The sequence below is a fragment of the Sphingorhabdus sp. genome, from assembly GCF_041737645.1.
Taxonomy (GTDB): domain Bacteria; phylum Pseudomonadota; class Alphaproteobacteria; order Sphingomonadales; family Sphingomonadaceae; genus Sphingorhabdus_B.
The window spans coordinates 25,026-37,908 of sequence record NZ_JBGSRI010000016.1 but is presented as its reverse complement, the minus strand read 5'-3'; the positions used below and the strand labels follow the sequence as shown (position 1 = coordinate 37,908).

The window sequence follows — 12,883 nt, the reverse complement described above, 5'->3', positions numbered from 1 at the left end:
CTTCCTTGATCGCCTTTGGCGCGGACTCGACGAGAGCCTTTGCTTCGGTCAGACCAAGTGCAGTGATTGCACGGACTTCCTTGATGACAGCAATCTTGTTGCCGCCGTCGCCGGTCAGGATAACGTCGAATTCTGTCTGCTCTTCAGCAGCAGGTGCAGCAGCAGCGGCAGGGCCAGCTACAGCAACAGCAGCAGCGGCGCTAACGCCCCACTTTTCTTCCAAAGCCTTTGCAAGGTCAGCCGCTTCAAGAACGGTCAACGACGAGAGTTGCTCTACGAGCTTTTCAATATCAGCCATTTAAATAACACTCCGATTTTCTGTCATATTTGTAGGGCTCGCCCAGCCGGTTAAAAACCATGGGACGCAGCCGGTTTAATTTAAAATATTATGCTGCCTCTTGGTCAGCGTAGGCACCAAATACCCGTGCCAGTTTCGCAGCCGGTGCGGTCGTGAGCTGGGCGATCTTCGTTGCCGGTGCTTGTACAAGCCCGATAATCGTAGCGCGCAGTTCGTCGAGCGATGGCAATGAAGCCAGCGCCTTTACACCGTTTACATCGAGGAAAGTGTCACCCATCGCACCGCCGACAATTTCAAGTTTGTCATTGGTCTTGGCGAACTCGACAGCAACCTTGGCGGCTGCGACCGGGTCCGACGATGTGGCGAGCGCTGTAGGTCCGGTGAGCAATTCTGCTACCGCACCATATTGCGTTCCCTCAAGGGCGATTTTGGCAAGACGGTTCTTGGCAACCTTAAAGTTTGCGCCCGCATCACGCATCTTCAAACGAAGGTCGGTCGATTGTGCAACCGTCAGCCCGAGATTCCGGGTAACGACAACAACCGCCGCTTCGTTAAAAGTGGCGTTCAGCGATGCAACTGTTTCGGTCTTTTCAGAACGGTTCATGCATTACTCCTTTTTCGGGCCTCTCCGGCGAACCGGATCAACCCAACACGAAAAGCGAAACACCCGGCTGGGCGATCCGCTGACTTCAGTCCGTGGGGAAGTTTCATGCCGAACTCGCGACTATAAAGCCGGGAGCGAATGGCGAAGGCTGGCAACAAAGGCCAAACCTGAAATCTCTATCCCCGTCTAGGCTGGACATTAAGATGGGCAAATTCCCATCACCAACTGTCTCGGACGGTTGCCGGTGGAGCCGTCGCCCCACCGAACGTCGCCGCCACTAGCAGGGTTGGGCGCAGAGTCAAGGCCGTTACGGAAATCCGCGCTATGCAGGGCGGTCACATTTTTCGAAAACTTGTGCGGCTATGGACAATTTATCTTACTGGACAAGCTTTGTCGCGCTGACCTAATCCGGTCGCTCCAAAACGCCAAGGCAAGATAGGAGCAGATATGCCGGATGTCCGTGAAACCACTATGGCCCTGATCGAACATTATTATACCGCGTTCAACGCCATGGACATTGAAGGTATATTGGCGTGCCTGACCGATGATGTTGCCCATGACATCAATCAGGGCGACCGCGAAACGGGCAAGGATGCGTTTCGCGCCTTTCTGGGTCGCATGGACCATGCCTATAGCGAACAACTGCGCGATATTGTCATCATGACCAGCCCGGACGGCCAGAATGCTGCGGCCGAGTTCATGGTCCATGGTGTGTACAAGGTTGCTGACGAGGGTTTTCCTGCGGCGCATGGGCAAAGCTATGTGTTGCCCGCCGGCGGATTCTTCCAGATATCCGATGGAAAAATCGCCCGCGTTTCGGTCTATTATAATCTTGCCGACTGGATCGCGCAGGTTTCATGACTGTTATCGTGCGATCCTTGACCGATCCGCACGAACGTCTCGCCGCGATTCCTGCCTTGTCGGATTTACGCATCCGGATATTCCGGAACTGGCCTTATCTGTATGACGGGACAGCGGGATATGAGGCGGCGTATCTTGCCGAATTTATCCGTGAGCCTGGCTCGGTGCTGGTTGTCGCGCAAGATGGCGGCATAATTATCGGTGCGGCGACGGCGTCCCCCATGGCGGGGCAGAAACTGGAATTTCAGGAACCGTTGCGGCGCCATGGACTGGACGTTGCGCGGATATTCTATTTTGGGGAATCAGTCTTGCGACCCGATTATCAAGGGCAGGGTATCGGTCACCAATTTTTCGACGCGCGCGAGGCCGCAGCCCGGACAGCAGGGGCGAGCCAGACCAGCTTTTGTGCGGTGATCCGTCCTGACAATCATCCGTTGCGCCCCGAAACGCCCCGCGATTTGCATCCTTTCTGGCGGACACGTGGCTATGCGCCGGTGGACGGCCTGACCGGTATATTGCAATGGCAGGATGTGGGCGATGAAGAGGAAAGCGCGCATCTTATGCAATATTGGGTGCGGAACCTGTGACCGCTGTGGTCCGCATCGCCGCCGCCCAATATCCCATCGGGCAGCCCGATAGTCTTGTCGGCTGGCAGGCTAAAGTGGCGCAATGGGTGGGTGATGCAGCAGGGCAAGGTGCGCAGCTTTTGGTCTTTCCCGAATATGCGGCGATGGAACTGGCCGCCATCGATGCGTCCACAGCAGGTGACCTCCACGCTTCGTTGCGCGCGGTCGTTGCGCTGGGGCCGCAGATCGACGCGCATTATGCCCGTCTGGCGCAGCGCTTCGGCGTCACAGTACTGGGCGGAACGCGCCCTTTTGGCCTGGGTGACGGACGGATCGTCAACCGTGCGACATTATACCTGCCGGATGGACGAAGCGGGCATCAGGACAAGATCATGATGACACGCTTTGAACGCGAATCCTGGGACATAAAGGGCGGGACAAGCTTGCGGGTTTTTCGCACGCCTTTGGGAATGCTGGGCATTTCGACCTGTTATGATGTGGAATTCCCGATGATTGCAAGGGCACAGGCGAAGGCGGGCGCTCAGCTCGTGCTTTGCCCATCCTGTACCGACAGCCTGCAGGGGTATCACCGCGTGCGGATTGGTGCACAGGCGCGGGCGCTGGAGAACCAGATTTTCGTGGTGCAGGCGCCGACCGTGGGAATGGCCCCATGGTCGCCTGCGCTGGATGAAAATTATGGGGCAGCGGGACTGTTCGTTCCGCCCGACGGTGACAGCCCCGATGACGGCGTAGTGGCTACAGGGACCGAAGGGCAGGGGACATGGGTGATCGCCGATGCCGATCTGGGACGGGTCAAGCGATGGCGGAACTCGGGCGCGGTGCGGCCCTTTGCCCACTGGCCCGAACAATATTGCGGGCATAATGAAAACGAGCTGGCGGTTGAGCTTGTGCCGCTGGATTAGAATGCAGCGAATGACGCAATGCGATACAAAAACATCGCCACGCCACGCCCCGAGCGCAGTCAGCCAATTTCGTAAATCGAATAGACGGGCCCTGCTGCCGTCTGCTCTCCAGTCCCGACTGCCACTACATTGTTAAGCCACGCATATCGGTCATCGCCACATTCGAACCTGGCAACCATTGCCAGTGAATATTCGCCTTGGTCCAGCAGCTCACCCTTGGCGAAGCGCGCCATGGCGTCCGGGGCGGCAAGGAAGCGGCCTTGGTAAGTCAGATAAATCATCGCGCCATCGTCGGTCTCGAGCGTTAGGCGAACGTCGATGACCATCACACCATCGGGCCGGTTGATGACCCAGTCTGCTCCTGGCAGTACCGTTCCGCTGAGACGTTCGCCTGTGAAGTCACCGCCGGTGACTGGCGCGATGCGTCGCAGGCCGCCGGGGGTATGGCCGATGCTGACCATTGCGGCGAAATCGACACTTAAAGTAAGCGTCATGAGATGATGATGTGCAAGGGCGGTCATATCGTTAAGCCACTTCGTCCAGATAGCGCCAGATCTCGGAGATAACCACCGACCCTTCGCCCACCGCCGAGGCGACGCGCTTGACCGATCCGGCGCGTATGTCGCCTACTGCGTAAATGCCGGGATGCGAGGTAGCAAAAGGGGAGGGCGCGCCGTCTCCTCCACATTTGACGAAGCCCTTGCCGTCGAGCTCTACCAGCCCGGATAGCCAGCCGGTGTTTGGGGCAGCGCCTACCATGACGAACAAGGCGCCGACTTCGATCTGGCGGCATTCGCCACCTTCATCGAGCGTGATGTGGGTCAGGCCGCTTTCGCCGTGCAATTCGATGACCTTGCAATTGTAATGGATAGTGATTTTCTCGTCCGCTTCCAACCGGCTGCTGAGATAGTCGGACATCGAGGCCGCCAAGCTGTCGCCGCGCACCAGCACATGGACATGTTTGGCCGAACGGCTGAGGAACATTGCGGCTTGACCTGCACTGTTGCCGCCGCCGATAATCGCCGCTTCGGTGTTGCGACAGAAACGCGCCTCCATATCGGTCGCGGCATAATAGACACCAGCGCCTTCATAATATTCGAGCCGGTCGAGCGGAAGGCGCTGATACTGGACGCCCGCAGCAATCAGGATCGCGCGTGTGCACACGGTCTGGCCATCGTCGAGGGTAACACAGAAGCTGCCGTCTTCGTTTCTGTCAAGCGCGGTAGCCTGGCTTGGTACCGAGAAACATGTGCCGAATTTCATTGCCTGCACCTGCCCGCGCCAGACGAGATCGCTGCCCGAGATTCCAGTGGGAAAACCCATGTAATTTTCGATGCGGCTCGACGTTCCGGCCTGCCCGCCAATGGCGAGTTCGTCGATCACCAGCGCCTTGATGCCTTCGGCACCGGCATAGACCGCCGCCGCCACGCCCGCCGGGCCGCCGCCAACGATCAGCAGGTCGGCAACCATACCCTCAGGGATAGATTGCCGCATACCTAGCATTTCGGCAATTTTCTGTGGCGTCGGGTCTTCGACATAACGACCTTCGCCGAATATCACGGCGGGTCGATTGGTGTGGATTTTGCACGCGGCGGCGACCTCGTCGGCATCGGCGCTATCAAGATCGTAGGACACAAAGGGAATTTTGTTGCGCATGGCAAAACTGGCGATGCGCTGGATATTCCTGTCCTGGTCAGCGCCGATCAATTTCAGCGAAGCGTCCTTTGCCTCGACCTGTCGCCGCCGCCGAGCGGTCAGGACCGAAATGACTATGTCCGACATTTCGGGGATTTTGGACATCAAGTCGAGCATGGCTATGCGCTCAACCTCCAATGTCTGCGTGTCCTGCGCAGCGCGCATTTTCATCGTTGCCGCCCCGCCGTTCAGGAAGGAAACCTCTCCCAAGAACTGCGTTGGGCCCAATGTGCTGGGAAGCAGCCGTTCGTCGCTGAAAGGATCGACAACCTCTACTTCGCCTTGCTCGATATAGACGAAACGATCGGTCGGGTCGCCGATATTGGTGAGATAGTCACCTTTGGCATAATGCTTCACCTTGCCGATGGCGCGCATGGCCTGAACATGCTCAGGCAGCAGCGGCGTGCGGCGCATGGTAGTCAGATCGTCGGCGATTTTATCCATGTTGGGCGGGCTCTCGGAGAGTGGGAAAGGAAGCGCCAATGTGGGTTGGGTCCGAAGCGATGGCAAGACTAATCCTCCCCATCGACTTGCGATGAGGAGGATGCAAAACAGAAAAAGGGCCGGAGGTTGCCCTCCAGCCCTTTTCTAATTCGTTATGTCGGTCGGCTTAAGCGCCGGCGACGTCCGCCAGATCAACCTTCAGGCCAGGGCCCATCGAAGAGCTTATCGCAACCCGGCGGACATATTTGCCCTTGGATCCCGATGGCTTGCTCTTGATGACCGCATCGACGAGTGCGTCGAAATTCTTGCGAAGATCGGCGTCGGAGAAGCTCTTCTTGCCGATGCCGCTGTGGATGATGCCCTGCTTTTCAACGCGGAACTCAACCTGGCCAGCCTTGGCCGCCTTAACGGCTTCGGCAACGTCCATGGTAACCGTGCCCAGCTTCGGGTTTGGCATCAGGCCCTTGGGACCCAATGTCTTACCGAGACGGCCAACGATACCCATCATGTCCGGCGTGGCGATCACGCGGTCATAATCGAGGTTACCGGCAAGCATGTCTTCCATCAGGTCTTCGGCGCCAACCTTGTCCGCACCAGCGGCAGTAGCAGCCGCGGCCTTGTCGGCGCGTGCGAACACAGCAACTTTCATTTCCTTGCCGGTACCGGCAGGAAGCGAAACCATGCCACGAACCATCTGGTCAGCGTGACGAGGGTCAACGCCGAGGTTCAGCGCAACTTCGATGGTTTCGTCGAACTTGGCGGTGGCCAGTTCCTTGATGGTCTTCAGCGCTTCATCGACGCTATACAGCTTGTCAGCATCGAGATGTACAAGCGATTTTGCTTTCTTGGTCAGCTTGGCCATTGGTTCAGCCCTCCACGATTTCGAGGCCCATGGCAGTAGCCGAGCCAGCGATGATTTTTACAGCCGCGTCCATGTCGTTCGCGTTGAGGTCAGCCATCTTCAGGGTGGCGACTTCTTCGAGCTGCTTGCGGGTGATCTTTCCTGCCGAAATCTTGCCGGGCTCTTTCGAACCGGACTTCAAGCCGAGAACCTTCTTGATCAGATAGGTTGCTGGCGGCGACTTCATGACGAAGGTGAAGCTTTTGTCCGAAAAAACGGTGATCTTGGTTGGAATCGGCGTGCCCTTTTCCATGTCGCCAGTGGCGGCATTGAACTGCTTGCAGAATTCCATGATGTTTACGCCGCGCTGACCCAATGCAGGGCCGATTGGCGGGGATGGGGTGGCTGAACCTGCAGGAACCTGCAGGCCGATATAGCCGTCAATTTTCTTGGCCATGAGTGGCCTCCTTTCATTCTGTTGGATGCCTGGAGCATCCGCAAATTAAGCGGTCAAGCAGCGATCCGAAGAAAGCCTCCCGCATGGTTTTCCCTGATTCTCATCAGGAAGAGTGGCGCGTAGGGGAAATAGACGCTGATGGCAACAGGAAGTAAGGCGTGAACGGCCTATGCCGCTTTTCGCTCTACACGAAAGGGCACCCCTTCCATCGTTTTTCCCGTCCCACCACTTTGTCATTCCCGCGCAGGCGGGAATCCATGGCCTGACCTTTCGGCTATTGAGGTTCTCACAAAGGTAAAAAGGAGGATCTACACGCCTTCGCGCGCGCTAGGGGTGATTTCTGACGGAACGGCCGGCCCATGGATTCCCGCCTACGCGGGAATGACAAAGAAGGGGAATGACGAATGAGAATAACGGCGAAACGCGCCTGTTACTTCATCAATTCGACTTCTTCAAAGTCCAGTTCCACAGGCGTGGCGCGGCCGAAGATGCTGACTGACACCTTGACGCGGTTCTTGTCGAAGTCGAGTTCTTCGACCAAGCCGTTGAAGCTGGCGAAAGGTCCGCCCAATACCTTGACCTGATCGCCGATTTCGTAGTCCACAGAAACACGCTTTTTCGGTGCGGATTCAAGTTCCTGCTTGGTGTTCAGGATGCGGGCTGCTTCGACTTCGCTAATCGGTTGCGGCTTATTGCCCGCGCCCAGAAATCCGGTAACCTTGGGCGTGTTCTTGACGAGGTGATAGACATCGTCGTTCATATTCAGCTTGGCGAGCACATAGCCGGGGAAGAACTTGCGTTCCGCCTTGATTTTCTTGCCGCGGCGAACTTCGGTGACCTGCTCGGTCGGAACCTCAACGGCTTCGACCAGTTGCGACAGGCCAATGCGTTCGGCCTCGGCGAGAATCTGGTCACGGACCTTGTTTTCAAAACCCGAATAAGCGTGAATGATGTACCAGCGTGCCATATCTTCTATTCTTTTCTCTTGCCGCGCTTAGCCTTGGGCCAGCGACAGCAGCCCCTTCACAATCGCGGCAAATACCGCGTCGACACCCAGAAAGAAGAAAGCAAGTATGATCGTCATGATCAGCACCATGATGGCGGTCTGCACGGTTTCCTGCCGCGAGGGCCATACCACCTTGCCGATTTCGGTCCGTACCTGACGGATGAATTCACCGGGGCTTGTCTTTGCCATATCACTTCTTCCTGTTTCACTTCCGAGGATAGCCGCCAGCGCTCCGACCGGCGGGGTCGAGAGCGATATAGGATCCGATTTCGGAAAGACTAGGCCTTTAGCCACAGATTCGGCCTGAGGCAAGTGCGATGTGGCATTTGGCGTCGGACCGGCTGAAGGCTGGAATGACGCGACACCGGCAGGGAACCGATGGGCAAGCGTCGCGTTTAGCGTATGCAAAGGGGACATTTATGTCAGTTACAGTCAAACGCGATTTGCGCACAGGTCGGCCGTTATGGCTTGACCAGCGTCTGCCGAGCATTGCCACCCACGAACTCAAGCGCAAGATTTCCTGCGATGTTCTGGTCGTTGGCGCGGGAATATCAGGCGCGATCATTGCCGAGTCCCTGAGCGATGCCGGACTGCAAACCGTCATCGTCGACCGTCGCGGGCCTGTTCGCGGTTCCACACCTGCATCCACCGCGCTGCTGCAATATGAGATCGATACGCCCTTATCGCATTTGTCCGAACGCATTGGCCTCGATCGTGCAGAACGGATTTGGCGACGATCGCGACTTGCCGTGGACGCGCTACGCGAACGCACGCGGGTCCTGGGAATAAAGGCAGGGGAAGCGACGCGTGATTCACTCTATCTGTCGGGCAATGTTCTCGATGCCGAAGGACTTGCGCGCGAAGTCGATGCGCGGCGACGTGCTGGATTTGAGGTTAGTTTCCTCCGCCCCGCCGAAGTGCTTGAACAATATGGCATAAAGGGCCGCTCCGCGATTGTCGGGCGCGATAATTATATGGCCGATCCACGATTGCTGGCAGCGGGATATCTAAACGCGGCGATCAAGCGCGGGGCCAAACTATATGCGCCAGTCGAGGTTACCGCAGTCGAGCCGTCAAAATCCGGTGTTATTGTATCAACATCGGCAGGAGCTGAAATAGACTGCAAATCGCTCGTCATGGCGACGGGCTATGAAATGCTGAAAGGTATCCCGCGCAAGGGCAACAAGATCATATCAACCTGGGTGATTGCCACCAAAGCACAGCCCCGCAAAATCTGGCCGACCGGCTGCATCATCTGGGAAGCTGCCGATCCCTATCTCTATATCCGGACAACCCCGCAGGGCCACATCGTTTGCGGAGGTGAAGATGCCGAGATAGCCGACGCCGACGAACGCGATGCCCTGAACGCCGAGAAGACGGAGCGTCTTGTAGAAAAACTGGGGACGCTGCTCCCGATGATCGACCCTGCCGCCGATTACAGCTGGAGCGGAAGCTTTGGTGACTCCAGCACGGGAACGCCTACCATCGGCCCCATTCCACGCATGCCGAACTGTTATGCAGCCATGGGCTATGGCGGGAATGGCATCACTTTTTCGATGATGGCCGGGCAAATGTTACGCGGAATGATTACCGGCACCGGTGATCCCGATAGTGACCTGGTCTCGTTCAGCCGCAAATTTTAAACCGGCTTGGGCAAGCCGCACAGGCGGAGTCATCGGTAAAGTCTTGACCATCTGCCGCTCTGGGCTATTTCCAGCATAGTTTCTGCAACAGGAAGTTCCGCCCTTATGCCCTCCGGTCTTGCCGCCTTACTCGACGATATCGCCACCATTACCAAAGTCGCAGCCGCATCGGTCGACGATGTCGCTGCTGCTGCGGGTAAGGCTAGCACCAAGGCCGCGGGCGTGGTGATCGACGATACCGCCGTAACCCCGCAATATGTCACCGGCTTCACCCCGGACCGTGAACTGCCGATCATCTGGCGGATTGCCAAGGGGTCCTTTTTCAACAAGCTGGTGATCATTTTACCGGTGGCGATGCTGCTCAGCCTGTTCCTGCCTTGGGCGATTACACCGATCCTAATGCTAGGCGGGGCTTATCTGTGCTTTGAAGGCGCCGAAAAGGTGATCGAAAAACTGAGCCCGCATGAAGAGGAAAGTCTCGCCGAAGAAGTGGCCGAACTCACCAGTGCAGAGCATGAGGAAATGATGGTCAAGGGCGCAGTGCGCACCGACTTCATCCTTTCCGCAGAAATCATGGCGATTGCACTAAACGAAGTGAAGCAACTCGCCGAGACCTCTGTATGGCTCGAAGCGGCGACGCTGGCCGTGGTCGCCATAGCTATTACCATTGCGGTCTACGGTGTGGTCGGCCTGATCGTGAAGATGGATGACATCGGCCTCAATATGGCGCAGCGCAAACTCGGCGCCACCCGCGCCATTGGCCGAGCGATGGTCCGCGGTATGCCGAAGCTTCTGGCGGCGCTGTCGACCATAGGAACCGCCGCGATGTTGTGGGTTGGCGGACAGATCATCGTCCACGGCTTCGGCGTTCACCCAGCAGAATTTTTCGACCTGCACGAAGGTGCGCTGGCGTGGGTCGTCGATGCGGCGTTATGCGGTGTGTTCGGGATCGTCGTGGGCGGGGTGATCGTGTGGGTGCATCATAAGGTCTGGCCCTCCAAAGCGCACTAAGCGCGCGTCAAAAGCCGTGTCGGATGCATGCCGTCAACATAGCCCATAAAGGGTGGATGGATTGAATACCCAATCAATTGCTGAGCACGTGCAGGCAGGTTTGCGGCAATCTTTGGTTCGACAGCCAGCGCCATGTTTTCAAGCTGGCGGGTCCAGCCCGGACAATATTGCGGTGTGATAATCATACGCGATTTGTCAGATCTGTTCGCTCCCCCTCGATGCCATAAGGTGCCTTTTGCAAGCATCAGCGAACCCGGCAACATCGTAACCTGAATGCTGTCTTCGCGCGCGCCGGGATCTTCCTCCACACTGCGCATCCGCTTGTCGGAAAAGGTCGCCAGAGTGTTGCCTCCGGGCAAATTCTGTTCGGGCCAGATATGGCTGCCCGGAATAATCTCGGTTGCGCCATTGAGTTCGGTCGTCTCGTCAATCGCCCAGAATGCGCTCACGCCCAGTGACTGGCGCGGGCGGGGCAGGCGGTAATGACTGTCGTCATAATGCCATGGCTGGACCGTCTCGCCGGGATGAATGTTAATCGCAAGGCAGGCGGAAAGCAGACATTCCTTGCCGAGATCAGCCTCGGCAAAAGCGAGCGCGAGCGGATGGCAGGCGAGATCGGCAAACATCCGCCCCTTGGCGAGCATGGCATATATGCGGTTGGTTTTCAGACCTTCGAAGTCATTACGTCCTGCAATATCTGCCGCCAGATAGGGTGCAAGCGCATTGCGAATGTCACCGATCATCTCGGGATCAAGAACCGACTCGAAAAGCACATATCCTTCGCGATCAAAAATCTCTCGCTTTGCCGCAAAGGCCTTAGCGTCAGCTAGCATCGCCTGCCAGTCGCCCATCATCAACTCTCCTTAGACAGGACAGAAGGTTGCGCCTATGGCCAATAATGTCAAGAAAATGGCAGGGCTTGGGGGGCTCGAAACCACGATCTTCGGTTTTGGAGGCTGAAACGAGACATAAGCCGCCTTGAGGCAGGCGCCCGGAAACGTGGGGCTGGCAAAATGTATTTCTATTTATGTCGACTTTAACGGAACTACATTGTGTCGACAGAGTTTAAAGTAACATCACTCTTGTCGTAAAGGCCACAATCATGATCTGGACAGTTGCAGTAATATTGTTTGTTCTCTGGTTACTCGGTTTCGCCGTGTTTCCTGTCGCTGGAGGCTTAATCCATATTCTTCTGGTACTCGCCGTCGTCGCCATTGCTTATCAATTGATCACTGGCCGAAGGGCGTTATAGCGAAACGCCGCGTCGCGGGGCCGATTAATCGGGCCTGACTGCGCGTCTGACGCTGTATTGGAAGTTTTCGGGAGATCGTTCATGGCAACCACGGATGCGCGGATTGTGGACATTGGCCCAAAACCACAATCGTTCGACATCGAACACGCGACGAACCAAAATCCTGACTACCGCGCGGTCGCATGGAGCGGTCGCTATTTGCAGGTTACTTTAATGTCGATCCCGGTTGGTGGCGACATCGGCCTGGAAGCGCATCCCGAGACCGACCAATTTCTCCGTCTCGAATCTGGCAATGGTCGCGTCCAGATGGGCGATGCGAAGGATCAGCTGACCTTCGACGAGAAAGTTTCAGACGGTTGGTGTGTGCTCGTTCCGGCAGGAACCTGGCACAACATCACGAATATCGGCGCGACGCCCATGCAACTTTATGCCATCTATGCCCCCGCCCACCATACGCCCGGCAAGGTCCAGCCGACGGCAGCGATCGCAAGCGCCGATAAGGAAGATGCGCCAGCGGATTGGTCAGTGCAGCCTGCTCAGGCACCCGACAGACATGGCTGACTCTCCAGATTTGCGGACACAAAAAGAAAACCAGCCACAGGTATGTCATGAAATCACATCAATTCGCTCTGTTGTTTGGGTTCAGCCTGCTGGGTGGATGTGCCGTGGCGACTGAAGAACCATCATTTACCGTAGGCCTCGCCAAAGGTAACTTCGAAGTTCGTGATTATCCAGCGCTGGTCGTGGCCGAAGTGTCGGTAACGGGCGACCGCAAAGATGCAGCGAGCAAAGGGTTTCGCCTCCTCGCCGGCTATATTTTTGGCGGCAACACCGCCAGCCAAAAGATCGCCATGACCGCGCCGGTCACACAGGCCGCTGCGGGTGGCGAGAAGATCGCGATGACGGCGCCCGTCTTGCAGAGCGGCGGCGATGGCAACTGGGTGATTAGGTTCATCATGCCACGCGGTTCGACGCTCGAGACATTGCCGCAGCCGAACGATCCCAAAGTGCACCTCAATGCCGTTGCGCCCGCGCGCATGGCTGTGGTCCGGTTCAGCGGGCTAGCGCAGCAAGACACCATCGCTGCGAAGACCGATGAACTGCGGGGCTTCGTCAAGGCGCAGAATTTGAGCGCGATAGGGTCGCCTTCATTGGCGCAATATGATCCGCCATGGACGCTTTGGTTTCTGCGCCGGAACGAGTTGATGATTCCGATTGAGCGAGATTCATCAACCTGACTTTAGGGACACGACTACATTGCCGACAATTTCGCCATTTTGTC

General features: G+C 57.1%; 17 protein-coding genes. 8 read left to right on the top strand and 9 right to left on the bottom strand.

The annotated features are described in order from the left end of the window. Both rplL and rplJ read right to left on the bottom strand, forming a co-directional pair. Positions 1-298, bottom strand: a 298-nt coding sequence (gene rplL, locus ACEW72_RS02145; protein ID WP_373474733.1) for a 50S ribosomal protein L7/L12, incomplete at its 3' end; no start/stop codon positions are given. An 88-nt stretch (positions 299-386) separates the two neighbouring features. Continuing rightward, complete coding sequence (rplJ, locus tag ACEW72_RS02140) at positions 387-902, bottom strand: 50S ribosomal protein L10 (RefSeq protein WP_373474732.1); 516 nt, start codon at positions 900-902, stop codon at positions 387-389. A gap of 447 nt (positions 903-1,349) precedes the next feature. Here rplJ and ACEW72_RS02135 point away from each other — a divergent pair, with 447 nt between their 5' ends. The 3 genes from ACEW72_RS02135 to ACEW72_RS02125 are packed head-to-tail and all read left to right on the top strand — an operon-like array spanning position 1,350 to position 3,252. Then, the gene (locus tag ACEW72_RS02135; RefSeq protein ID WP_373474731.1) at positions 1,350-1,763 is read left to right on the top strand and encodes a ketosteroid isomerase-related protein; all 414 of its coding nucleotides are present in this window, start codon (positions 1,350-1,352) and stop codon (positions 1,761-1,763) included. Next, complete coding sequence (locus tag ACEW72_RS02130) at positions 1,760-2,350, top strand: N-acetyltransferase family protein (protein WP_373474730.1); 591 nt, start codon at positions 1,760-1,762, stop codon at positions 2,348-2,350. Before ACEW72_RS02135 ends, ACEW72_RS02130 begins: the two co-directional genes overlap by 4 nt. Next, positions 2,347-3,252 carry a carbon-nitrogen hydrolase family protein gene (locus tag ACEW72_RS02125; RefSeq protein ID WP_373474729.1) on the top strand — a complete coding sequence of 302 codons (906 nt, stop codon included), beginning with the start codon at positions 2,347-2,349 and terminating at the stop codon, positions 3,250-3,252. Before ACEW72_RS02130 ends, ACEW72_RS02125 begins: the two co-directional genes overlap by 4 nt. Before the next feature lie 59 nt (positions 3,253-3,311). On the opposite strand, the gene ACEW72_RS02120 is transcribed toward ACEW72_RS02125, so the two are convergent. From ACEW72_RS02120 to secE, 6 genes are all read right to left on the bottom strand, one after another. After that, positions 3,312-3,773, bottom strand: coding sequence for a DUF3237 domain-containing protein (locus ACEW72_RS02120; protein ID WP_373474728.1), 462 nt, complete (start codon positions 3,771-3,773; stop codon positions 3,312-3,314). A gap of 4 nt (positions 3,774-3,777) precedes the next feature. Further along, complete coding sequence (locus tag ACEW72_RS02115; RefSeq protein WP_373474727.1) at positions 3,778-5,391, bottom strand: FAD-dependent oxidoreductase; 1,614 nt, start codon at positions 5,389-5,391, stop codon at positions 3,778-3,780. A 166-nt stretch (positions 5,392-5,557) separates the two neighbouring features. Continuing rightward, positions 5,558-6,253, bottom strand: coding sequence for a 50S ribosomal protein L1 (rplA, locus tag ACEW72_RS02110; RefSeq protein WP_373474726.1), 696 nt, complete (start codon positions 6,251-6,253; stop codon positions 5,558-5,560). A gap of 4 nt (positions 6,254-6,257) precedes the next feature. Then, entirely contained in the window at positions 6,258-6,689 is a 432-nt protein-coding gene (rplK, locus tag ACEW72_RS02105) for a 50S ribosomal protein L11 (protein ID WP_373474725.1), read from the bottom strand. Between the two features lie 430 nt (positions 6,690-7,119). Then, a complete protein-coding gene (gene nusG / locus ACEW72_RS02100) occupies positions 7,120-7,656 on the bottom strand; it encodes a transcription termination/antitermination protein NusG (protein ID WP_373474724.1) in 537 nt (178 codons plus the stop codon). Between the two features lie 27 nt (positions 7,657-7,683). Further along, on the bottom strand, positions 7,684-7,884 hold the full coding sequence (gene secE / locus ACEW72_RS02095) for a preprotein translocase subunit SecE (protein WP_373474723.1): 201 nt from the start codon (positions 7,882-7,884) through the stop codon (positions 7,684-7,686). A gap of 230 nt (positions 7,885-8,114) precedes the next feature. On the opposite strand from secE, the gene ACEW72_RS02090 reads away from it, so the two are divergent. Next, the gene (locus ACEW72_RS02090) at positions 8,115-9,338 is read left to right on the top strand and encodes an NAD(P)/FAD-dependent oxidoreductase (protein ID WP_373474722.1); all 1,224 of its coding nucleotides are present in this window, start codon (positions 8,115-8,117) and stop codon (positions 9,336-9,338) included. A 105-nt stretch (positions 9,339-9,443) separates the two neighbouring features. Further along, the gene (locus ACEW72_RS02085) at positions 9,444-10,349 is read left to right on the top strand and encodes a DUF808 domain-containing protein (protein WP_373474721.1); all 906 of its coding nucleotides are present in this window, start codon (positions 9,444-9,446) and stop codon (positions 10,347-10,349) included. Here ACEW72_RS02085 and ACEW72_RS02080 read toward each other — a convergent pair. Next, positions 10,346-11,203, bottom strand: coding sequence for a phytanoyl-CoA dioxygenase family protein (locus ACEW72_RS02080; protein ID WP_373474720.1), 858 nt, complete (start codon positions 11,201-11,203; stop codon positions 10,346-10,348). The genes ACEW72_RS02085 and ACEW72_RS02080 overlap by 4 nt on opposite strands. 248 nt (positions 11,204-11,451) lie before the next feature. Between ACEW72_RS02080 and ACEW72_RS02075 the strand changes: the two genes are divergently transcribed. From ACEW72_RS02075 to ACEW72_RS02065, 3 genes are all read left to right on the top strand, one after another. Continuing rightward, a complete protein-coding gene (locus tag ACEW72_RS02075) occupies positions 11,452-11,601 on the top strand; it encodes a lmo0937 family membrane protein (RefSeq protein WP_373474719.1) in 150 nt (49 codons plus the stop codon). Between the two features lie 81 nt (positions 11,602-11,682). After that, positions 11,683-12,162 (top strand): cupin domain-containing protein, encoded by a 480-nt coding sequence (locus ACEW72_RS02070; protein WP_373474718.1) that lies wholly within the window; start codon positions 11,683-11,685, stop codon positions 12,160-12,162. Positions 12,163-12,209: 47 nt separating this feature from the next. Next, entirely contained in the window at positions 12,210-12,839 is a 630-nt protein-coding gene (locus ACEW72_RS02065; protein ID WP_373474717.1) for a heme-binding protein, read from the top strand. The last annotated feature ends 44 nt before the right edge of the window (positions 12,840-12,883 follow it).